General features: G+C 67.7%; 15 protein-coding genes and 1 pseudogene. 9 read left to right on the forward strand and 7 right to left on the reverse strand.

Translation table 11 applies throughout. From position 1 onward, the window contains the following. Positions 1 to 34: 34 nt before the first annotated feature. Complete coding sequence (locus tag NR810_RS03580; RefSeq protein WP_257447711.1) at positions 35 to 613, reverse strand: polysaccharide biosynthesis/export family protein; 579 nt, start codon at positions 611 to 613, stop codon at positions 35 to 37. 361 nt (positions 614 to 974) lie between these two features. On the opposite strand from NR810_RS03580, the gene NR810_RS03585 reads away from it, so the two are divergent. The 3 genes from NR810_RS03585 (at position 975) to NR810_RS03595 (ending at position 5,284) form a co-directional block, all read left to right on the forward strand. Further along, positions 975 to 1,169, forward strand: a complete 195-nt coding sequence (locus tag NR810_RS03585) for a hypothetical protein (protein ID WP_257447713.1) — start codon at positions 975 to 977, stop codon at positions 1,167 to 1,169. 198 nt (positions 1,170 to 1,367) lie between these two features. Then, complete coding sequence (treZ, locus tag NR810_RS03590; RefSeq protein ID WP_257447715.1) at positions 1,368 to 3,248, forward strand: malto-oligosyltrehalose trehalohydrolase; 1,881 nt, start codon at positions 1,368 to 1,370, stop codon at positions 3,246 to 3,248. Then, complete coding sequence (locus tag NR810_RS03595) at positions 3,245 to 5,284, forward strand: amylo-alpha-1,6-glucosidase (RefSeq protein WP_257447717.1); 2,040 nt, start codon at positions 3,245 to 3,247, stop codon at positions 5,282 to 5,284. The genes treZ and NR810_RS03595 overlap by 4 nt, the downstream gene beginning before the upstream one ends. Before the next feature lie 75 nt (positions 5,285 to 5,359). Here NR810_RS03595 and NR810_RS03600 read toward each other — a convergent pair whose 3' ends face one another. Together NR810_RS03600 and NR810_RS03605 are read right to left on the reverse strand one after the other, a co-directional pair. Beyond that, positions 5,360 to 5,809, reverse strand: a complete 450-nt coding sequence (locus NR810_RS03600; protein ID WP_257447719.1) for a DUF6918 family protein — start codon at positions 5,807 to 5,809, stop codon at positions 5,360 to 5,362. Positions 5,810 to 5,939: 130 nt separating this feature from the next. Next, positions 5,940 to 6,464, reverse strand: a complete 525-nt coding sequence (locus NR810_RS03605) for a hypothetical protein (protein ID WP_257447722.1) — start codon at positions 6,462 to 6,464, stop codon at positions 5,940 to 5,942. A gap of 106 nt (positions 6,465 to 6,570) precedes the next feature. On the opposite strand from NR810_RS03605, the gene NR810_RS03610 reads away from it, so the two are divergent. Further along, a complete protein-coding gene (locus NR810_RS03610; RefSeq protein WP_257447724.1) occupies positions 6,571 to 7,428 on the forward strand; it encodes an SDR family oxidoreductase in 858 nt (285 codons plus the stop codon). A gap of 7 nt (positions 7,429 to 7,435) precedes the next feature. Here the strand turns inward: NR810_RS03610 and NR810_RS03615 are convergent, their stop codons facing one another. Both NR810_RS03615 and NR810_RS03620 read right to left on the reverse strand, forming a co-directional pair. Next, positions 7,436 to 8,419 carry a 3-oxoacyl-ACP synthase III family protein gene (locus NR810_RS03615; protein ID WP_257447726.1) on the reverse strand — a complete coding sequence of 328 codons (984 nt, stop codon included), beginning with the start codon at positions 8,417 to 8,419 and terminating at the stop codon, positions 7,436 to 7,438. Between the two features lie 20 nt (positions 8,420 to 8,439). Further along, entirely contained in the window at positions 8,440 to 9,678 is a 1,239-nt protein-coding gene (locus NR810_RS03620; protein WP_257447728.1) for a cytochrome P450, read from the reverse strand. Between the two features lie 345 nt (positions 9,679 to 10,023). On the opposite strand from NR810_RS03620, the gene NR810_RS03625 reads away from it, so the two are divergent. After that, positions 10,024 to 11,406 carry a cellulose binding domain-containing protein gene (locus tag NR810_RS03625; protein WP_257447729.1) on the forward strand — a complete coding sequence of 461 codons (1,383 nt, stop codon included), beginning with the start codon at positions 10,024 to 10,026 and terminating at the stop codon, positions 11,404 to 11,406. Here the strand turns inward: NR810_RS03625 and NR810_RS03630 are convergent. Further along, positions 11,403 to 13,994 (reverse strand): response regulator, encoded by a 2,592-nt coding sequence (locus tag NR810_RS03630; protein WP_257447730.1) that lies wholly within the window; start codon positions 13,992 to 13,994, stop codon positions 11,403 to 11,405. The two genes, NR810_RS03625 and NR810_RS03630, sit on opposite strands and share 4 nt — an antisense overlap. 110 nt (positions 13,995 to 14,104) lie before the next feature. Further along, complete coding sequence (locus NR810_RS03635; RefSeq protein ID WP_257447731.1) at positions 14,105 to 14,464, reverse strand: DUF1428 domain-containing protein; 360 nt, start codon at positions 14,462 to 14,464, stop codon at positions 14,105 to 14,107. Between the two features lie 338 nt (positions 14,465 to 14,802). Here NR810_RS03635 and NR810_RS03640 point away from each other — a divergent pair, with 338 nt between their 5' ends. The 4 genes and pseudogenes from NR810_RS03640 to NR810_RS53015 all read left to right on the forward strand — a co-directional run. Further along, the gene (locus NR810_RS03640) at positions 14,803 to 15,984 is read left to right on the forward strand and encodes an efflux RND transporter periplasmic adaptor subunit (protein WP_257447732.1); all 1,182 of its coding nucleotides are present in this window, start codon (positions 14,803 to 14,805) and stop codon (positions 15,982 to 15,984) included. A gap of 11 nt (positions 15,985 to 15,995) precedes the next feature. Further along, complete coding sequence (locus NR810_RS03645) at positions 15,996 to 19,130, forward strand: efflux RND transporter permease subunit (protein ID WP_257447733.1); 3,135 nt, start codon at positions 15,996 to 15,998, stop codon at positions 19,128 to 19,130. Between the two features lie 38 nt (positions 19,131 to 19,168). Continuing rightward, the gene (locus NR810_RS03650) at positions 19,169 to 21,625 is read left to right on the forward strand and encodes an acylase (RefSeq protein ID WP_257447734.1); all 2,457 of its coding nucleotides are present in this window, start codon (positions 19,169 to 19,171) and stop codon (positions 21,623 to 21,625) included. A gap of 212 nt (positions 21,626 to 21,837) precedes the next feature. After that, positions 21,838 to 22,250 (forward strand): annotated as a pseudogene (locus NR810_RS53015) (AHH domain-containing protein); the annotation flags it as partial.

The raw sequence follows: 22,250 nt of genomic DNA on the forward strand, positions 1-22,250 counted from the left end.
CCCGAAACGGCACGCTCCGGCCCCTGCCTCCGCACTACTTGACGATGACGGTGTCCCCCGGCCGCAGGATGAGCGGCTCGAACTTGTCCGGCTCGTCCACCAGCTCGCTGTAGCTCACGGGGATGTAGTTGCCGTCCGAGCCCGTGCGGCGCAGGACGACGATGCCCTCGCGATCCGCGAAGTCCGTGAAGCCACCCGCCAGGGCAATGGCCTGCAGGATGGACACGCGGCCACGCAGCGGGTAGGCGCCAGGGTTGGCCACCTCCCCCGTGATGAAGACGCGGCTGCTGTTCACCTCGCGGACGATCACCGTCACCCGGGGCTCCTGCACGTAAGGCTTGAGGGCCTCGCGCAGCTCATCGGCCAACTCGGTGGGCGTACGGCCCTCGGCCTTCACCTCGCCCACCATGGGCATGGAGATGAAACCGTCCGGGCGCACCGGCAGGGTGCGCGAGAGATCCGCGTCACGCCACACCGCCACATCCAGGATGTCCTCACGGCCGATGCGGTACGGCTGGTCCGAATTGTCCACCCGCGCCGTGGCTCGGTGGGCGCACCCCGACAGGAGGAGCAACCCCAGCACCACCCACCACCTCGCGCTCGTTTTTCCCATCGCTCGCCTCTCCCCAACGTCCCTGTCATCCATCGGAAGAACAGGAACCATGTGTTCGGGGAGGGCCTTAGCAGCGGGTGTGCCAAAGGCCTCACGATGGCAAAGTCCCCGGATCGTCGTGGGTTACGCGCTACAGCCAGTCGGAAGCGGGGCGGATGTCCGGGAAAAAATTCCGGCATCGGCCGCGGGGGTGGGAGCGAAGAACAGCCCGCGGTGCCCTCGGAGGGGGAAAGACTTTTCTCACGGTGTGCCGGGGTTTTGCCCATTTTCTCGGGGCGGAGCGCGGCACGCCGTTTGTATCTGGTTCCAGCGGAGCCCGTACTGGGAAGGGACGGGGCACCGAGGAGAGTGGACGGCGGCTATGAGTAAGGCGGCGGGAGCGGTGATCGCGATGTTCACGGTGGGGGCGGGGATGATGACGCTGCTCGGTTCGGTGCTGGGCACCTATGCGGAGGCGGCCACGCTGGCACTGGTGGGCGTGGGCCTGCTCGCGGGGAGCTCGGTGTTGAGCGGTAGCAAGGAGGTGGCACCGGCCGGGGTGGCGAAGGAAGCCTGAGCTGGCGAAGTCGAAGTAGAGATTTCAGTACGGGGGGTGGGAGGGTCGCTCGAGGTGTCGGGCGCCCTCCAGACGACGAACAGGCAGGCAGGCACTCGACGCCCCTGGCGGGGCGCCGGGAGTGGCGAGGCTTTCCCCCCTTCGTGGGACTGCGCACCCTGTACCTGAGTACATCCCGCTTCTGCCTGGGAGGATCCCGTGGGGACCGGAAGCTTCCAACTCACCCTGGGCGCGCGCCTGCTCGATGATGGCCGCACCCATTTCCGGGTGTGGGCACCGCGGCGCCGCCGGGTGGACGTCTGTGTCCACGAGACCAGCGGCCTACGCTACCTCCCCTTGGAGTCCTCGGGACGCGGCTACTTCGAGGGGACCCTCCCCGTGCCCGTGGGCAGCCTCTATAAATACCGGCTGGATGGGGGAGAGGCCTTTCCAGATCCCTGCTCCCGGTTCCAGCCCGAGGGCCCGCATGGCCCCTCGCAGGTAGTGGATCCCTCGCGCTACGCCTGGAAGGACGGCGGCTGGCCGGGCGTCACGCTCGAGGGCCAGGTCCTCTATGAGCTGCACGTGGGCACCTTCACGCCCGAGGGAACCTATGAGGCGGCGGCCCGCAAGCTGCCCCTGTTGAAGGAGCTGGGCGTCACCACGCTGGAGCTGATGCCTCTGCACACCTGCCCGGGCCGCTTCAACTGGGGCTATGACGGCGTGCAGCTCTTCGCGCCCCACCCGGCCTATGGCCGCCCGGATGATCTGCGGCGCCTGGTGGACGAGGCCCACCGGCTGGGGCTCGGCATCATCGTGGACGTCGTCTACAACCACCTCGGGCCGGACGGGAACTACCTGTCCCAGTACGCCGAGGGCTACTTCAACAAGAAGTACCCCAACGAGTGGGGCGACCCCACCAACTTCGATGACGGAGAGGCGGCCGGCCCCTCGCGCGACTTCTTCATCCAGAACGCCTGCTATTGGGTGGCCGAGTACCACTTCGATGGGCTGCGCCTGGACGCCACGCAGAGCCTGTACGACGCCTCGCCCCGGCACATCGTGGGAGAGCTGATCGAACGGGTGCGCGAGGCGGCGGGCAGGCGGCGCGTCCTGCTCATCGGGGAGAACGAACCGCAGGACGTGAAGCTGGTGACGCCGCCGGCGCAAGGAGGGTACGGAGCGGATGCCCTCTGGGTGGACGACTTCCACCACTCGGCGAAGGTGGCGTCGACGGGCCGCTCCGAGGCCTATCTGGTGGACTACTGCGGCACCGCGCAGGAGTTGCTGTCGTGCGCGCTGCGCAACTCGCTCTACCAGGGGCAGTACTACAAGTGGCAGAAGAAGCCCCGGGGCTCGCCGCTGCTGCACACCGAGGCGAAGCACGCCGTCTTCTACCTGCAGAACCACGATCAGATCGCCAATGCCCTGAAGGGCGAGCGGCTGCAACAACAGACGGGGCCGGCGAGGGCGCGGGCGCTGACGACGTTCTTCCTGCTGCTGCCCCAGACGCCCATGCTCTTCATGGGGCAGGAGTTCTTCTCCTCCTCGCCCTTCCTCTACTTCGTGGACCACCACTCGGAGCTGCAGGAGCTGGTGCGCAAGGGGCGCAATGACTTCCTCTCGCAGTTCCCGAGCGCCCGCCAGGCCCTGGAGGTGGAGGGATACAAGGTGCCCTTCGGCGAGGAGGCCTTCCGCCTGTCCAAGCTGGACTGGGCCGAGCGCGAACGGAATACGGAAGCGCTGGCGCTGCACGGGGATCTGCTGAAGCTGCGGCGGGAGGATCCGGTATTCGCGAGACAGGATCTGAAACAGCTCGCGGGGGCGGTGCTGTCGCCGCACGCCCTGGTGTTGCGCTATTTCGGAAGCGAGCAGGAGGGCGACCGCCTGGTGCTGCTCAACCTCGGAACGGAGCTGGAAGTGGCCCCGTGCCCCGAACCGCTGTTGGCGCCGCCCGCGGGAAATAAGTGGAACCTCCTTCTGGCTTCTGAGCAGGTCCGCTACGGCGGAATGGGAGCTCCGGACTTCCTGGACGGAGCGCGCATGCGAGTGGCCGGGCAGACGGCGCTCGTGTTCGAGAGTGAGGAGACGAAGACGTGAGCCCTGCTGGAACTGAGAGCCCCGCCCTGCCCCGGATCGCCTTCGAGTGGCCCTCGGGGGCTGACTCGTCGGACATCATCACCCGCGAGTGGCTCGTGACCAACGGACGGGGTGGATACGCCTCGGGCACGGTGGCGCGGAGCAACACGCGGCGCTACCACGGGCTGTTCATCCCCGGCGTGGAAAAGCGGGGCCGCACGGTGCTGCTGGCGCGGCTGAGCGAGCACGCCGTGGCGGGCGGCAGGACGTACCGGCTGGACGCGGAGGAGCACGCGGACGGGACGCAGGTAGCCGAGTGCGCCACGCTGCTGCGAGGCTTCCACCTGCACGGACTGGTGCCCCACTGGCTCTACCAGGTGGGCGAGACGCGCCTCCAGCGCAAGCTGGCGCTGGTGCACGGGGAGAACACGCTCATCATGGTGTGGGAGCACCTGTCGGGGCCGGAGCTGACGCTGCGGCTGCGGCCCTTCCCCGCCTCGCGCATGCATGACGACAAGCTGCACCAGGCGCCGCTGGAGCCCATCGTTCAATTGAGGGGCTCTCTCGTGGAGATACGGGCCGATGACCACGCACCGCCCATGCGGATGCGCCTCTACTCGCGACATGCCACCCCCTTCGTGGGCCTCACCGAGGAGAGCGCGCCCCAGTTCTACCGGGTGGAGAAGTCCCGCGGGTACGACTCGGTGGAGACGCTGACGAGCCCGGGCTACTTCGAGTGCACCCTGAAGCCGGGTGAGCACCTGGCCATGGGCATCACCACGGAGGACGCGGTGGTGCTGGAGCGGGATCCCCTGGAGTCGCTGGAGCTGGAGTACGAGCGCGAGCGGCGGCTGCTGACGCGGGTGCCGGAGGAGGCCCGGACGGGAGTGCCGGCGCGGCTGGTGCTGGCGGCGGATCAGTTCATCATCGACCCGATGCGCCCCGCGGACGATGCCTGGGCCCGGGCGGCGGGCCAGGACGCGCGCTCGGTGATCGCCGGCTACCACTGGTTCACGGACTGGGGCCGGGACACGATGATCTCCCTGGAGGGGCTGACGCTGTGCACGGGCCGGCACCGCACGGCCTCCGCCATCCTGCGCACCTTCCAGCACTACGTGCGGGATGGCCTGCTGCCGAACCTCTTCCCCGAGGGTGGAAACGAGGGCCTGTACCACACCGCGGACGCGACGATGTGGTTCTTCCACGCGGTGGACCGGTACCTCGAGCACACGAAGGACGAGGAGCTGCTGCGGGACTTCTACCCGACGCTGGTGAAGATCATCGAGCACCACCAGAAGGGAACGCGCCACAACATCGGCGTGGATCCCTCGGATGGCCTGCTGAAGCAGGGCCAGGAGGGCTACCAGCTCACCTGGATGGACGCGAAGGTGGACGGCTGGGTGGTGACACCGCGGCGCGGGAAGGTGGTGGAGATCAACGCGCTGTGGTTCAACGCACTGCGGTTGATGGTGGACTGGTCGGAGCGGCTGGGGAAGGACGCGAGGCCGTACGCGGCGGCGGCGGAGCAGACCTACGTGAGCTTCAACCGGCGCTTCTGGAACCCGGAGCAGGCCTGCCTGTTCGACCTGGTGGACGGCGAGGACGGGAAGAACGATCCAGCCGTGAGGCCCAACCAGGTGTTCGCCATCTCACTGAGACACCCGGTGTTGAGACGGGACAAGTGGGAGCTGGTGCTGGAGAAGGTGCGCAAGGAGCTGCTGACGCCGGTGGGCCTGAGGAGCCTGGCGCCGGGGCACGCGGACTACAAGCCGACGTACGACGGCGATCTGCGAGCGCGCGACGCGGCGTACCACCAGGGGACGGTATGGGGCTGGCTGATCGGCCACTACGTGGACGCGACGCTGAAGGTGAACGCGGACAAGGGAGCGGCGAGGGCACTGCTCAAGGGACTGGAGGCCCACCTGGAGCACGCGGGCCTGGGGCAGATCAGCGAGATCTTCGACGCCACGGAGCCCTACCGGCCGCGAGGGTGCATCGCGCAGGCCTGGAGCGTGGCGGAGGCCCTCCGGGTCTTCCTCAAGACCAGAGTGCACTGAGTCCCAACCCCCCTCCCCTCTCCCTCCGGGAGAGGGACAGGGTGAGGGTATCGCGAGGAAACGGGTTGCCGGCTCTCAGCCCGCGTGCTTCTCGATGAGCTTGCCGACGCGGGGAACGGCGGCCTCGACGTTCTTCTTGGCGGTGCCACGGAGCTTCTCGTAGGTGCCCTTCACGAGGCCGCTCTGGGCGCGCTTGACCTTGCCGTCGGTGATGGTGAGGAGGGCGTCGGCGACGCGGCCGGAGTTGGAGGCGAAGTAGCCGGAGATCGGCTTGCCGGCGGTCCTGGCCTCCTGGAAGAGAGGCTCGAGCGCGGCCGCGAAATCGGGGAGCAGGTCGATGACGGCGTGGCGGATGAAGCCGGGCTTGATGCCCTTCACGGCGCCATAGCCCGCCTTGATGGCGAGACCCGAGATGCCGCTCTTGTCGGCGACCTCGGCGTCGATGAGGGCGCAGCAGTCGTCGACGACCGCCGTCTTCTTGGTCTCGTTGGTCAGTGTCTCGGTGAGTGACGCCATCGAATCCATGCCTTTCATTCGCCGGGAGAAAGGGCCCCGGCATTGGAAGTCCCATCCGGCCCGGACGGGCGCATAGCACACCCCAGGCGCGGTCGCGCCGTCGATGCGGAAGCTGCGCACGGGAAGTGAACAGGGAAAGTCAGGGCGGACCGTTGTAGGTGGGGTCGTCGCCGGGCACGTAGTTCTGGCCCCGGACGTCGTAGGTGCACTCGAGCCGCGAGCCGTCCTCGAAGCGCGCGTCGAACCGGCCCTGGAGGTTGTTGGCGTCCACGAGCTCGACGGAGAAGGTCCCGCCCGTCAGGCGCGGGGCGTCGGACGGCACCGCCACCTTCCAGAGGGACACCGCGCCTTCCTGGGGCAGCCGTTGCGCCCACTCCTCCTCGGTCATGACGAGAGGTAGCTCCGTCAGGTCCTGGTCCGCCGGAAGCTTGAGCTGCACCGCCAGATCCAGCGCGCCATCTCCGTATCGGAGGTGGAGGAGCGCCCCCCGGACGAGCGCCCCCTCCTGCCGGGGCCGGAATGTCGTCGGGCGGATGTCGAGCAGACTATCCCCATCGATGCGGCCCCGGATGGGCGTGGAGCCCACGAAGCCCTCACACTCTCCGCTCGGCCCGCAGCCGGCGAGCAACGTGGCACCGAACAAGATACAGATGAAGCGAACCATCCGGATCCTCCTCTCGCGAGCCTCTCAAGGAGGAGTGCATGGCACAAGCAGGCAATTCCTCTCCTGTTGCCCCGAACGCAGCCGGCCCGGACTAAAGTGGGGCCTCATGAAGAACGTGTTGATCACGGGAGTGTCCACGGGGATGGGCCGCGCGGCGGCCGAGCAGCTGGTGGCTCGGGGCTATCGGGTCTTCGGCAGCGTCCGGCGTACCGCGGACGCCCAGGCCTTGAGCGAGCGGCTTGGGGGCAACTTCATCCCCCTGGTGTTCGACGTCGCCGACGAGGCCGCCGTGAAGGAGGGGCTCGCCCAGGTGACGGAGACACTGGCGGGCGCGGGGCTCGATGCGCTGGTCAACAACGCTGGCATGGCCGTGTCGGGGCCGCTCATGTACCTGCCGGCGGAGGAGCTCCGGCGGCAGTTCGACGTGAACGTGTTCGGGCTGATGAACGTGACCCGGGCGGCGCTGCCCCTGCTCGGCGCGCGCGAGGGGCACGCCCATCCTCCGGGGCGCATCCTGAACGTCAGCTCGATCGGCGGGCGCCTGGCGTTCCCGTTCATCGGAGCCTACGCCGCCAGCAAGCACGCCCTCGAGGCGCTGTCGGACACGCTGCGGCGGGAGCTGCGCATCTGGGGCATCGACGTCATCGTCCTCCAGCCGGGCGCGGTGAAGACGGAGATCTGGGACAAGGCCGAGTCGGAGGACCTCGGCCCCTATGCCCGGACCCCGTATGGACCCATCCTCGAGAAGTTCCGCGAGCTCTTCGTCGCCCAGGGCCGCAAGGGACTCGCGCCGGAGGTGCTGGCCCGGCTCATCCAGCATGCCATCGAGACGCCCCGGCCCAGGGCCCGCTACACGGCGGTCCCCGCCTACGTCACCGGCTGGGTGCTGCCGCGCCTGATGCCGGACCGGTGGATGGACGTGCTCGTCGGCAAGCAGCTCGGCCTGGAGCGGCGGCGCCCCTGAGCCCCGCTCAGAAGCGGATCACGTGGGCCATGGCCGCGAAGCCCGCGCCCATGCCCAGCATCAGCATGCGGTCTCCCCGCTGGAGCTTCCCCTCCTCCGTCAGCTCCGCCAGGCAGATGGGAATCGACGCCGACGAGGTGTTCCCGTACCGGTCGGCGTGAACGGGGTGCTGCTCGGGGGCGAAGCCCAGCTCCTTGCGGAGCACCTCCAGCATGTCCACCTGCGGCTGGTGGGAGACCAACCAGCGCACGTCCTGGACGCCCACACCGGCCTCGGCGAGCGCGCGGTGACACACCTCGATCGGGAGCCGCAGGAACGCACTCACGATGCCCCGCTCGTTGGCGTAGAGGATCTTCCCCGGGGGAATGTGGGGGAACTCCGGCATCGGCTCGTAGTTGGAGCGGAACACGCTGCGGCACTGCTCGGGCATCGTGGCGCGCCCCGTGCCCTCCACGCCCGGCGCCTCGCCGCGCTCCAGCAGCACCGCGCCCGCGCCGTCTCCGAGGATGGCGGCGAACTTGTGATGCTGGCCGTCCGCTCCAAGGTACACGTGCCGGGACTGGACCTCGCTCGACACGATGAGCACCCGTCTGGCGGCACCGCCGCGCAGGTACTGGTTGGCCAGGTCGAGGGCCAGGACGAACCCCGTGCAGGCAATGGCGATGTCGAAGGCCACTCCAGGCCTCAGCCCGGTCAGGTGGGCGAGGTTGAAGGCCCCCCCGCTCACCTCGCAGGTGGACGACGTCATGATGAGCACGTCGATCGATTCCGGAGCCACGGACGTCTTCTCGAGGAGCTGGCGGATCGCCGCGGCCCCCAGGGTCAGCGTCGTCTCCCCGGGACTGGCGAAGCGCCGCTCGCGGATGCCGGTGGTGCTGCGCTCGAACCACTCCAGCGGGAAGGGAAAGCCGTGGGACTCCACGAGGTCGCGGTTGGTGACGACCTTCTCGGGCAGATACCGGGTAGCGGCGATGATGCGCGTGTGATGCATGTCGGACTCCATTCCCCGCCTCAGCGGAAGCGCACCTGAAGCGACTGCAGGGAGCGCACGGACAGGTTCTGCTGCCATTGGGGAGGACCCTCGCTCTCCAGGCGCAGCCCGGACACCCGGCGGCACAGCTCGCCGAAGACGATCGACGCCTCCAGGTGGGCCAGCGTCGAACCCGGGCACGTGTGGATCCAATGACCGAACGCGATGTGTTGGGTGCTGTCGCGGGTGATGTCGAAGCGATCCGGGTCGGAGAAGATCGCCGGATCCCGGTTGGCCGCCGAGGACATGAAGAAGATCAGATCGTTCCTGCGGATGGTGCGGCCGCGCAGGACCAGGTCGCCGAGCGCCATCCGTGACAGGCGCTGCACCGGGGTTTCGTAGCGGAGGATCTCGTCGACGGCACCGCGCATCAGCGACGGCCTGCTCCGTAGCAGGGCGAACTGCTCCGGGTGCTTCGCGAGCAGCAGGATGCCATTGCCCAGGAGGTTGCAGGTGGTCTCGAAGCCGGCGAAGACCATCAGGATGCAGGTGGCGATGATCTCGTCGTCCTCGAGGGCTTCCCCCGCCTCCCGGGCGGCGAGCAGGCCGCTGATCAGATCCGGGCGAGGCTCCCGCTCCCGCTCGCGGATGAGGTCGCGCAGGTGGTCGGCGGTCTCGAGGACGGTGCGCATGGCCACGTCGGCGGTGGGGAGATAGGTGGCGGGCGGAGTGCCGAAGAAGTTGACGATGTCGAGAGCGCAGCGCTTGAGCAACCCGATGCTCTCGCGCGGCACGCCGATGATCTCCGCGATGACGTAGAGCGGCAGCGGCAGGGCCAGATCGGCCATGGCCTCCATCCCGCCCCGGGCGATGGCCTCGTCCACCAGCTCGCTCGCGATGCGCTCGATCATCGGCCGGAATCCCATGATGATGGGGCGGGTCATCGCCTTGGTGATGAGCGTGCGGAACCGGTTGTGGTCCGGCCTGTCCAGCATGAGCGCCCACATCGACAGCAGCCGGGTCAGTGGCCGGAACTTGGGCCGGTGGTGCTCCGGGAACTGCAGCAGGCGCGGGCTGATGCGATCGGCGGAGATGGAGGAATGGGCCAGGCCCGTGAGCACATCGTCATGGCGGGTGACCACCCAGGCCTGGAGCTGCTCGCTGAAGTGGACTGGCTCCTCGGCACGCAGCCGGTGCAGCACCGGATACGGATCCTGCCGGAAAGAGGGAGACAGGAGGTCGTACTCGTCATCGGGCGACCAGCGCTTCAGCGGCAGCATGGGAGCTCCTTCCGGCTCGCGTCCCACTCCATTCGGGTGAGGGAAGAATCATTTTACCTGCGAGTAATTATTTGTCTGAAGGTCAGGGATTTCCCGACCTCTTATCCCCCTGTTCTGTTTGCTGGCTGACGTGACGAGACGAGCAAGGAGGCTGGAAAATTCCAATCATACAACATCTCCCTCGAGCATGCATCCGCCACATCCCGTCCCCGAGTCCCGTTGCAGCACTTGGTGCATTCGGTCTGCACTCCAGTCCAGGTGAGTGAGGAGACCCCTCCACAAAAACCCGAAAAATCAGGCGCTTGACTCTCTCCGTGCATCCGAACTCCAAAGGGAGAAGAGCCGATGCACCTTCTGAGAAATCAACAGACACGCCAGGGCACTCGCGGAATGATGTTCGCCGCCGTGCTGTCGGTGGTGGTGCCCTCGGGCGCGAGCCTGGCTGGGACAACGGATTTCACGGTTCAATACCAGAACTACAATGCCGCCAGCCCGAGCGACAACATCATCGAGGCCGGAATCAAGATTCGAAACAACACCGCGGCTTCCATTCCGTTGAGCAATGTCGTCGTCCGGTATTGGTTCACGAAGAACGGCGCCACGACGGTGTCACCCGTGTGCTGGTGGTGGAACCCGGCCTGCTCCGCGCTGGTGGTGAGGACCGGGAGCGTGTCCGCCACGGGGGCCGATCAGTACGTGGAGATTGGCTTCACGAGCAGCGCCGGGAGCCTGGCTCCGGGGGCGTCGACCCAACCGATCGATCTCGGAATCACGTTCGGTGGCACCAACGTCAACGAGACCGATGACTACTCCTACGCCAACCAGCTCTCCTTCGCCGACTGGAGCCGGATCACCGTGCACGACGCGGGCTCCACGCCCCTGGGTGGCCTGCGGGGGGGAACCCTCCCTGGCGGTGGCGGCGGCGGCGACCCGGTGTCGGCCGAGTTCTTCGATGACTTCAGCTACACGGGGAACAGCGATCCCAACTTCACGAACTGGTGGTCGATCCGGACCTACGCGGGGAAGCCGGGGGTCGACGGCGCGCAATGGCTGGCATCCAACGTCTCGATGGTCGCCGACCCCTCGTCCTCCAGCAACAAGCTGATGCGGCTCCGGGCGAGCACGAGCGGCACCGGAGCGAGCACCTCGCATGTCGAGGTCCTCTCCCGTTCCAAGAAGTTCCAGTTCGGCACCTACGCCACCCGGATGAAGTTCAATGACATCCCGCTGTCCGGCTCACGCTTCTTCGCCGACAAGCCCATCGAGACCTTCTTCACCATCACCAACTACGTCGAGAACGATCCGAACTACTCGGAGCAGGACTTCGAGTACATGCCCAACGGCGGCTGGGGACAGGGCAACACCAGCACGATGTGGCTGACCTCGTGGGAGACCACGGTCGTGAGGACCTCGTACCCGCGCGCGGCGAGCCATGACGGCTGGCACACGCTCGTCCTCCATGTCTCCAACGCGGGCATCAGCTACTACATCGACGGCGTGCTGTGGGCGTCGCACGCGGCCATGTACGCCCCGGAGGCGGGCCAGTACCTCGCCTACCAGCTCTGGTTCGACGAGCTCGACACCACCCAGGGCAGCACACGGACGTATTACGAGGAGACGGACTGGGTCTACTTCGCCAAGGACGCGCTCCTGTCTCCCAACGAGGTCGCCGCGAAGGTGTCCGGCTTCCGCACCTCCGCGGTGACCCGTAAGGACACGGTGCCCTAGGGCAGGGTCACCGCCTGCTCGAACGCCTGTTGGATCTGCGGCAGCGCGTAGGGCTTGGGCAGCACCACCACGCCCTCCAGTGGCGCTTCTCCCCTGGGAAGCGCCACGTGCCCATGGCCCGAGGCGAGGATGATCTTCATCCCGTTCTTCTTGCTCGCCACCTCGCGCGCCAGGTCCACGCCCGACGAGCCCGGCAGCGACACGTCCGTGAACAAGACATCGAAGCTGCTGGCCGCCATGGCGCCCTTGGCCTCCTCGGCGCTGGTGACCGCCAGCACCTCGTGCCCCAGCAGATCCATCAGCTCGCACGCCGAGGAGCGCACGTCCTCGTCATCCTCCACCAGCAGCACGCGCAACCGGCGCGACGCGGCGGGCACGGGGGCACGCTCGGGCGTGGGGGACGCGGGCGCCGCGCGGGGAGGCCCGCGGACCGCCAGCCGCTGCTGACGGTTGTCGAGCAGCTGCCGCAGCTTGCGGGCCAGGTCCTCCCGGCTGTAGGGCTTGCTCAGCAGCTGCACCCCCGGGTCGAGCCGTCCGCCATGCACGATGGCGTTCTCCGTGTAACCCGAGGTGAAGAGCACCTCGATGTCTGGGATGAGCGCCTTGGCCTGCCTGGCGAGCTCGGGGCTGCGCACCGGACCGGGCATCACCACGTCGGTGAACAACATCTCGATGGGGACGCCGCTCTGGAGGATGACCAGCGCGCTCTGCGCGTCCACGGCCTTGAGCACGCGGTAGCCCAGCTCGCTCACCATCTCCACCACCGTGGCGCGCACCTCGGCGTCGTCCTCCACCACCAGGATGGTCTCCGTGCCGCCCGAAATGGGACCGGTGACGACCTGGGCGTCCGCCGACTCGGCCTCCATCGCGCGGGGCAGGTAGAGCTTGATGGTCGTGCCGTGCCCCACCTCGCTGTAGAGCTTGATGTGACCGCCACTCTGCTTGACGAAGCCGTACACCATGCTCAGGCCCAGACCCGTGCCGCGGCCCTCGGGCTTGGTGGTGAAGAACGGCTCGAAGGCGCGCTCCATCACCTCCGGCGTCATGCCGCTGCCTGTGTCCGACACGGCCAGCAACACGTACTGGCCGGGCAGGACCTCGGGGTGCAACCGGCAGTAGCGGTCATCCAACATGGCATTGTTGACCTCGATCGTCAGCTTGCCATTGTTGTCCATGGCGTCACGGGCGTTGATGGCCAGGTTGAGGATGACGTTCTCGAGCTGGTTGGGATCGATGGCCGTGTTCCACAGCCCTCCGGCGGTGACGGTCTCCAGCTGCACGTCCTCGCCCAGCGTGCGGCGCAGCAGCTCATCCATGCCGCGCACCAGCCGGCTCAGGTTGACGACGAGCGGTTGGAGCGGCTGGCGGCGCGCGAAGGAGAGCAGCTGGGAGGCGAGCTTGGCGCCACGGTCCACGGCGCGGGCCGCGGTCTGGACGCGGTTCATGGCACGCTCGTTGCCTTCCACTTCGCGCTGAAGGAGCTGGAGGTTGCCGGCGATGACCTGGAGCAGGTTGTTGAAGTCATGCGCCACACCACCGGTGAGCTTGCCCACCGCTTCCATCTTCTGGGACTGGTGGAGCAGCGCCTCGGTCTTGCGCCGCTCGGCCTCGCTCTCCTCGAGCGCGCGGGTGCGCTCGCGGACCAGTTCCTCCAGGTGCTCCTGATAATGGCGCACCTGCTCCTCTGCGCGTGCCCTCGCGGTGACGTCCTGGCCGTAGACGAGGATGGCCTGGACGGGCCCTCCCGGCACGCGCACGGGCCGGTAGTCGAAGTCGATGACCAGGTCTTCGATCGGGCCGTCCACCTTCAAGCGGAGGGGGACCTTGAAGCTCCGCACGCTGACCGGCTCACCCTGGTAGAACACCCGCTCGAGCATGTCGAGAATGGCCTTGTTGCCCTTGAGCTCCGGACGCGCCTCGAACAGGGGCATGCCGACAACGTTGCGGAAGCCGAGGAACGGCAGGTAGTTCTCGTTGACCATCTCGAAAACGAACTCGGGACCCCGGAGGACGCCAACAACCCCGGGGAACACCTCGAGCAGCTGGCGGAGGTAGCGGCGCTCCTCATCCAGGGTCTTGTTGTTCTCCTGCACCGCCCACATCTGGCCGATCAGGGTGGCGAGCTGCTCCGGGGAGAATCCCTCCTGCTGGCCCTCTTTCGCCCACTTCGCCAGGTCCGTGGAGCGCAGGTCCGTCACGTCCAAGGAGTGCTGGAGGATGAAGGCCACATTGCCCGACGAATCGAGAAGGGGCTTGTGGGAGTAGCTCCAGAAGCGCTCCTCGCGCACCGGTCCCTCCTGGGTGGAGCGTACGATGGACTGAGCCAGCATCGGGATGAGGTCCGGCAAGCGGCTGGTGAGCACCCGCTCGAAGGACTCCCGGAGCTGACGCGCGCCGTCCTGGCCCTCGGAGCTCTCCGGCCGGGGGAGCACCTCGAAGACGTTGCGGCCGACGACCTCGTCGAGTTGCAGCGAGGTGGCCCGCAGGTAGGCCTGGTTGGCCGTGACGTACTTCAGCTCCCGGTCCAGCACCATGAGGGGAGCGGGGGCGGCATCGAAGAGCTTCTGGGAATCGATCGTGTGGGACATGGCGGACGGCGGGATGGTACCCCTCGGTAGACTTTTCGGGTGGCGAAATACGGTGGGCACGCAAGGCCGCCGGGCATGCGGCCACCCCTACATGCCGGGTGACGCATCCATCAAAGCGCGACCAGCGCCTTGAAACCGCCGTAGACCATCCTCTTGCTGTCGAGGATCTTGGCGCTCGGGTCCATCATGGTGGCCATGCGTGGGTCTTCCATGACCTTCTTGTTGACGCGGTCTCGATGCGCGCGCGACTTGTACACGATCCACGAGAACACCACGGTCTCGTCCGGCTTGAGCTTGACGCTCTGCGGGAATGACGTGAGCTTCCCCGGCTTCACGTCGTCGCCGACGCATTCGATGTACTCGAGCGCGCCGTGCTCCATCCAGATCTTCCCCGCCTTCCGGGCAAGGCGGCGATAGGCCTGCACGTTCTTCTTGGGTACTGGCAAGACGAAGCCGTCGACGTATCTCATGGACTCCTCCTCCGCCAAACGTGCTCCGGGTTCGAGCCGTCGCTCAAGCACCGGTCGCGACCATTTGCCATCTCCAGGACACCCATCACCCCCGTGCCACCTAAGGAGCAAGGAAACAAGAAAAGCAGCGTGCATGGGCCGGCCCGTGACATCGAGGGCCCTCCTCATCGCTTGACCCTCAATCATCCGGCCGTTAGGTAGGCGTCCTTTTCCACGAACCGACGGGGCGCGGCGGGACGAGCCGGTCTGGATGTTGAGCGTCCTCGAGCTCGCGGGCCGTCACACCCTCCACCCACCCCTGTCGCCGTCCAGGTCCTGGACTGCCCCAGGAACGCTCCATGTACTCCGCTCGAACCCGGACTCTCCTCTTCTCGATCCTCGCGCTCGTCTCCGTCCTGGGGGGCGCTGCCTGCAAGTCACCCGAAGCACCTCCCCCGGCCGCTCCTCCGGCCGTGGAAGTGGGAACGATCACGGTGCGGCCCGCGACCATTCCGGTGCTCGATGAGCTGCCGGGGCGCATCGCTCCGACGCGGGTCGCCGAGGTGCGTCCGCGCGTGTCCGGCATCATCGTCGAGCGCGTCTTCCGGCAGGGCGGCAGCGTGAAGGCGGGGGACGTCCTCTTCAAGCTCGACGCGTCCATGTACGAGGTCGAACGTGCCAGCGCGAGGGCCGTGTTGGCGAAGGCCGAGGTGACGGCCGCGGAGGCCCGCCAGCAGGCGGAACGGGGCGAGAAGCTCCTCGCCAGCGGCGTCATCACCCAGGAGCAGCACGAGACGCTCCAGGCGGCGCTCCGGCGCGCCGAGGCCGATGTGGCGGCGGCCCGGGCGGCGTTGCGCCGCGCGGAGCTCAACCTGGAGTACACGACGATCCGGGCGCCGATCAGCGGAAGGATTGGCCGGGCCCTGGTGACGGAAGGCGCGCTCGTGAGCGCGGGAGATCCCACGGCGCTCGCGCTCATCCAGCAGCTCGATCCGGTCTACGCGGACTTCACCCAGCCCGCGATGGAGCTCCACCGTCTGCGCCAGGCGCTCAAGGACGGGAAGATCCAGGGCGTCACCCCCGAGCAGGCGAACGTCCAGCTGGTGCTCGACGATGGCTCCCTCTATGCGAAGGAGGGGCGGCTGCTCTTCTCGGACGTGACGGTGGATCCCGGCAGCGGCCAGGTGACGGTGCGCGGGGAATTCCCCAATCCGGACGCCGAGCTCCTTCCTGGCATGTATGTGCGGGGACGAATTGAACAGGGCACCCTGAGCGAGGCGCTCGCCGTGCCCCAGCAAGCCATCCAGCGAGACAACGCGGGCAAGTCCCAGGTCTTCGTGGTCGCGGGCAACGGCACCGTCGAGGTGCGCCCGGTGCGGACCTCTCGCGTCTACCAGGATCAGGCGGTCATCCAGGAGGGCTTGAAGGCAGGCGATCAGGTCATCGTCGAGGGCTTCCAGAAGATCGGCGCGGGCGCACCGGTCAAGCCGGTGGCCTGGACCGCGCCTGGAACCGGCCTCAACCCCTCCCAGCCTCGATAGGGCCCACCGCCATGCCTCGTTTCTTCATCGACAGGCCCATCTTCGCCTGGGTCATCGCGCTGTTCATCATCATGGGAGGCGTGCTCGCCATCCCCAACCTGCCGGTGGCGCAATACCCCAACGTGGCGCCGCCACAGATCACCATCTCGACCTTCTATCCGGGCGCGTCGCCCGAGGATCTCTACCAGAGCGTCACTCGCATCATCGAGGAGGAGCTCAACGGCACGAAGTCGTTGCTCTACTTCGAGTCGACCAGTGAAGCGACGGGTGCGGTCACCATCACCGCGACCTTCGCGCCAGGGACGGACCCCGCCCTGGCCGCCGTGGATCTCCAGAACCGGGTCAAACGGGTCGAGCCGAGGTTGCCGCTCGCCGTGTCGCAGCAGGGTCTGCAGATCGAGGAAGCGAGCAGTGGCTTCCTCATGATGGTGACGTTGCGGTCCACCAACGGCGCCTTCGACGAGATCGGCCTCGGGGATTACCTCTCGCGCAACGTGCTCAATGAGTTGCGGCGCATCCCCGGCGTGGGCCGGGCGCAGCTCTTCTCCTTCGAGCGCGCCATGCGCATCTGGGTGGATCCGAACAAGCTGCTGGGACTGGGCCTGACCTCCCAGGATGTGACGAACGCCATCCGCGCGCAGAACGCCCAGGTCGCGGCCGGCTCGCTCGGCGCGCAACCCGGGCCGGCGACACAGAAGGTGGCGGCGACCGTGCTGGTGAAGGGGCAGTTGACCTCGCCGGAGGAGTTCGGCGCCATCGTGCTTCGCGCGAACGCGGATGGTTCCTCCGTGCGCCTGCGGGACGTGGCCCGCGTGGAGCTGGGCGGACAGAACTACTCCATCGCCTCACGTCTCAATGGCCAGCCGAGCGCGGCGATCGGTATCCAGTTGTCTCCCACGGGCAATGCGCTCGCGACCTCGACGGCCATCCGCGCGAAGATGGGGGAACTGTCCCGGTTCTTCCCGGCCGGCATCGAGTACGACATTCCCTATGACACGGCCCCGTTCGTGGGAGTGTCCATCCGGAAGGTCCTCCAGACGCTCGCCGAGGCGGTGCTCCTGGTCTTCCTGGTGATGTTCCTGTTCCTCCAGAACATCCGCTACACGCTCATTCCCACCCTCATCGTCCCCATCGCCCTGCTCGGCACCTGCGCGGTGATGTTCGCCATGGGCTTCTCCATCAACGTGCTCACCATGTTCGCCATGGTGCTGGCGATTGGCATCCTCGTGGACGACGCCATCGTGGTGATCGAGAACGTGGAGCGCATCATGAGCGAGGAGGGCCTGTCTCCGCGCGAGGCCACGCAGAAGGCCATGAAACAGATTACGGGCGCCGTCATCGGCATCACGCTCGTGCTCAGCGCCGTCTTCGTGCCCATGGCCTTCTTTCCCGGCTCCGTCGGCGTCATCTACAAGCAATTCTCGCTGACCATGGTGGTGTCCATCCTGTTCTCGGCGCTGCTGGCCCTGTCCCTGACGCCGGCGCTCTGCGCGACCTTCCTGAAGCCCGTCACCCGGGGGCACGCGCACGCGAGCACGGGGTTCTTCGGCTGGTTCAACCGCGGCTTCGAGCGCACGTCCCACGCCTATCGTGGACTCGTGGGCCGCACCCTGCACCGCGCGGGCCGGTTCATGCTCGTCTACGCCGCGGTGTTCGCGGCCCTCGGCTGGCTGTTCGTCCAGCTCCCCTCCTCCTTCATCCCGAGCGAGGATCAGGGCTACATCATCCTCGGGGTGCAGGCGCCGCCGGAGGCCACGGTCCACCGGACGCTGGACGCGGTGGTCCAGATGGAGAAGACACTGCTGGCCGAGCCGGGCGTGGACCGGGTCGTGGCCATCCTGGGTTTCAGCTTCTCCGGCCAGGGACAGAACGCGGCCTTGAGCTTCGCGACCCTGAAGCCCTGGTCGGAGCGGGGAGCCCAGGACAGCGCGGAGGCCATCGCCGGGCGTGCGAACGCCGCCTTGTCCGCGGTGCGGGATGCCTTCATCTTCGCGCTCTCCCCTCCTCCCGTCGAGGGACTGGGGACGACGGGCGGCTTCGCCTTCCGGCTGGAAGACCGGGCGGGACTGGGACAGGAGGCGCTCGCCGCCGCGAGGGATCAACTGCTGGAGGCCGCCGCCCGGAGTCCCGTCCTCTCGGGCGTGATGTTCGAGGGTCTCTCGAACGCGGCGCAGATCGATCTCCGCATCGATCGCGAGAAGGCCAGCGCGCTCGGGCTCACGTTCGCGGACATCAACGAAACCCTCTCCACCAACCTTGGATCGGCCTACTCCAATGATTTTCCCAACGCGGGCCGGATGCAGCGGGTGATCGTCCAGGCCGAGGGAAACCGGCGCATGCAGGCGGAGGATCTCCTCGCGCTCAATGTGCGCAACCGCCAGGGCACCCTGGTGCCCTTCTCCGCCTTCTCCACGGTGGACTGGCGGGTGGGCTCCGCCCAGGTCGTCGGCTACAACGGCTACCCTGCGGTCCGCATCAGCGGCAACGCGGCTCCCGGCCATTCGAGCGGTGAAGCCCTCCAGGAGATGGAGCGTCTGGCGAGCCAGCTCCCTCGGGGATTTGGTTTCGACTGGAGCGGGCAATCCCTGCAGGAAATCCAGTCGGGCTCGCAGGCGCCGTTCCTGATCGCCCTGTCCATGCTGTTCGTGTTCCTGTGCCTGGCCGCCCTCTACGAGAGCTGGTCCATTCCCCTGGCAGTGATGCTCGTGGTTCCCCTGGGAGTGCTCGGCTCGGTGCTGGCCGTCATGCTCCGGGGAATGAACAACGATGTCTATTTCAAGGTCGGACTCATCACGATCATCGGCTTGTCGGCGAAGAACGCCATTCTGATCATCGAATTCGCCAAGGATCTCCGGGCGCAGGGCAAGCCGCTCCTGGACGCGGCGCTCGAGGCCGCGCAGCTGCGCTTCCGTCCCATCCTCATGACCTCGCTCGCCTTCACGCTGGGCGTGGTCCCGCTCGCCATCGCGAGTGGGCCCGGCGCCGCCAGCCAGCGAGCCATTGGCACGGGAGTGCTCGGGGGAATGCTGTCCGCCACGGTGCTCGCGGTCATCTTCGTGCCGGTCTTCTACGTCTTCATCATGCGGCTGCTCAGCCCGCGAACCGTGAATACCGGAGAGGTGCGTATCCCAGAAGCCACGAATTGAACGAGGGCCGGGGCGTCGCTACACTTGGTGCCATTCCCATGCACACCGCCCCTCCCTTGGACTGTTTCGTACGGTCTGGTGCGTCCGCGCGCCCGCATCGCTGGCCCACCCTCCTCCTGTCCCTGGCCCTGGTGGCCACCACGGGCTGCCCGGACCCGAAGCCGCCCCCCGAGCCCCGTTACCGGGCCACCATCCGCCGTACCGACCACGGCATTCCCCACATCACCGCCGCCAACCTCGGCAGTGTGGGCTTCGGTCAGGGTTATGCCTTCTCGCAGGATCATGCCTGCACCCTGGCGGATCAGATCATCAAGGTCCGCGGCGAGCGCGCCCGCTTCTTCGGGGCAGGTCCCGGGGACGCCCACATCAGCAGCGACCTCGCCTACCACGCCCTGGATCTGCTCGAGCGCGGACGGGCCGGCCTCGAGGCCCAGCCCGAGGACTCCCGCCAGCTCCTCGAGGGGTTCACCGCCGGCTACAACCACTTCTTGAAGAGCCCCGGGGCCACGCGGTTGCCCTGCGCCGGGCAGCCCTGGCTGCGCCCCATCGGCGCGGACGAGATGGTGGCCTACCTGATCAACATCACGCTGACGGCCAGCAGCTACCGCCTCGTCGACGCCATCGTCGCGGCGCAACCTCCCAGCCCGAAGGGCGTGCAGGCCGTGCCGCCCGCCTTGCCTCCGCGCGAGGAGGCGGGCCTGGCCAGCAACGGCTGGGCGCTGGGCGCCGAGCGCACGGCCAGCGGGCGCGGCATGGTGCTGGCCAACCCGCACTTCCCCTGGGAGGGCGAGCTGCGGCTGTGGGAGAGCCACCTCACCGTGCCCGGCCAGCTCGACGTCTACGGCGTCTCCCTGCTGGGCGCGCCCGGTGTCCTCATCGGCTTCAACAAGGACGTGGCCTGGACGCATACCTTCTCGTCCGGCTCGCGCTTCACGGCCTATCTGTTGAAGCTCGTCCCCGGCAAGCCCACCACCTATGTGTACGAGGGCCAGGAGCGGCAGATGACGGCCCGGACCTTCACCGTCCAGGTGCTGCAGGCCGATGGCTCGCTGAAGGACGTCTCCCGCACCCTCTACAGCAGCCACCATGGGCCCCTGCTGGCCCTGCCCGGTCTGGGGTGGAGCGAGACGCTCGCCGTCAGCTACCGGGACGCCAACCTCGACAACACCGCCTTCCTCTCCCAGTTCCTGGGCATGGGACGGGCCACCAACCTCCAGCAGTTCCAGGACGTCTTCGCCCAGGTGCAAGGCAGCCCCTGGGTGAACACCATGGCCGCGGATCGCGAGGGAAACGTCTGGTACACGGATGCCTCGGCCACGCCCAACCTCAGTGCCGAGGCGCTGACGAAGTGGAGTCAGGCCGCCGCCACGCCCGGCACGCCGCAGGCCGCGCTGCTGGCCCAGGGCATCGTGCTGCTCGACGGGAGCAGCGCCGTCAACGAGTGGGTGGAGGAGCCCGGAGCGCGCAGCCCGGGGCTCGTTCCCTACGCGAAGGTGCCGCGGCTCTCCCGCCGCGACTTCGTCTTCAATGCCAATGACAGCTATTGGCTGGCCAACCCGGCGGAGCCGCTGGAGGGCTTCTCGCCCCTGCACGGCTTCGAGCGCGTGCCCCAGACGCCCCGCACCCGGATGAACCTCGTCCGGCTCACCGAGGTCCGCGAGGGAGGCGCCTCCGGACCCGATGGCCGGTTCACCCTCGAGGAACTGCAGACCACCGTCCTCGACAACCACAGCATGACGGCCGAGCTGCTGCGCGCGCAGGTGGTCCAGCGCTGCCAGGCCAACCCCACGGGCACCGCCCGGGGCCAGGATGTGGACCTCACCCGGGCCTGCGCCGTGCTGGTGGCGTGGAATGGCCGCTACGACCTGAACAGCGTGGGCGCGCCCCTCTGGCGCGAGCTGATGGGCGTCTACGGCTCTTCGGCCCTGCAGAACGCGGGCACCCTCTTCGCCACGGCCTTCTCGCCCGCCCGGCCCATGGAGACGCCGAACACGCTCGTGCCGGCTCCCGCGGCGGGGGCGGATCCGCTCCTGGGCAGGCTGGCCGAGGCCGTGCTGCGCCTGGGAGATGCTGGCATCGCGGTGGATGCGCCACTGGGCCAGGTGCAGTTCTCGCCACGAGGTGGCGCGCGCACGCCCCTCCACGGTGGCACCACCGTGGACGGCACGATGAACGTCGTCAGCTACCGCACCCTGAAGTCCACGCTGGACGAGACGACACCGCGAGGCAGGGTCATCGGGACCCAGTCGGGCCTCTCCACCGATGGCTACGTCATCAATTACGGGACGAGCTTCCTCATGGCCATGCACTACACCGACAGCGGCCCGGAGGCCCGGGCCCTGCTCACCTACGGCGAGTCCGAGGACCCGGCTTCGTCCCACGTCAACGACCAGCTCCAGCTCTTCTCCCAGAAGCAGTGGCGGCCCATCCTCTTCTCCGAGCAGGAGATCGCCAACGCTCCCAGCCTCGAGACGACGACCGTCACCGCGGATTGAGCTGACCGCCGCCTCCACTGGAAGTTACCCGCCACTCTGAGCCGCGCCCTCTCCTGTCGAGGGGGCGCGGTTTGCTTTTTCGGCTTGCTCCGGAATCGGTGATCGCGATGGTCCGGTGCACGCAAGTAGTGCCGCCACCCCATCCGGCCGGAGGAAAAACCAACCTACCCGATGGGCTTTTCAGCACCTCACCAGACCCGACAGGTGCGGCAATGTCCAGGCATTCTGTCGATACTCGCCCCGTGGACACACAGCGGCCCCTGCGCGCGGGTGCGCTGGCCCTGGCGGCGCTCATGCTGGTTACAGCGTGTGCCACGGGGGCCCCCATGGGTGGAGGGTTGACGGCTTCCCGTTACCGTCCAGCCGTGCCGCATGACTCGCCCGAATCGTGGGCGTTGGAGTCGGAAGCGGAGGGGGAAGGCCAGGGAGAGGCTTTCTTTGCCAGGCTGCCCACGGACTTCGCACCTGTGCAGGTAAGCGACGCCGAGTTTTCGGCCGCCATGACAACGCTTTGGCTCAACATGCCGCTTCGGGTGGCCGCGTCCCGTCCCCCGTTGTATGTCGGCCGTAGGCTGGCGTTGGCTTCCGCGCCCTTGAGTGGCGAAGCGTGGCAATCAGACCTGGC

This window comes from Archangium lipolyticum, from assembly GCF_024623785.1.
GTDB lineage: Bacteria > Myxococcota > Myxococcia > Myxococcales > Myxococcaceae > Archangium > Archangium lipolyticum.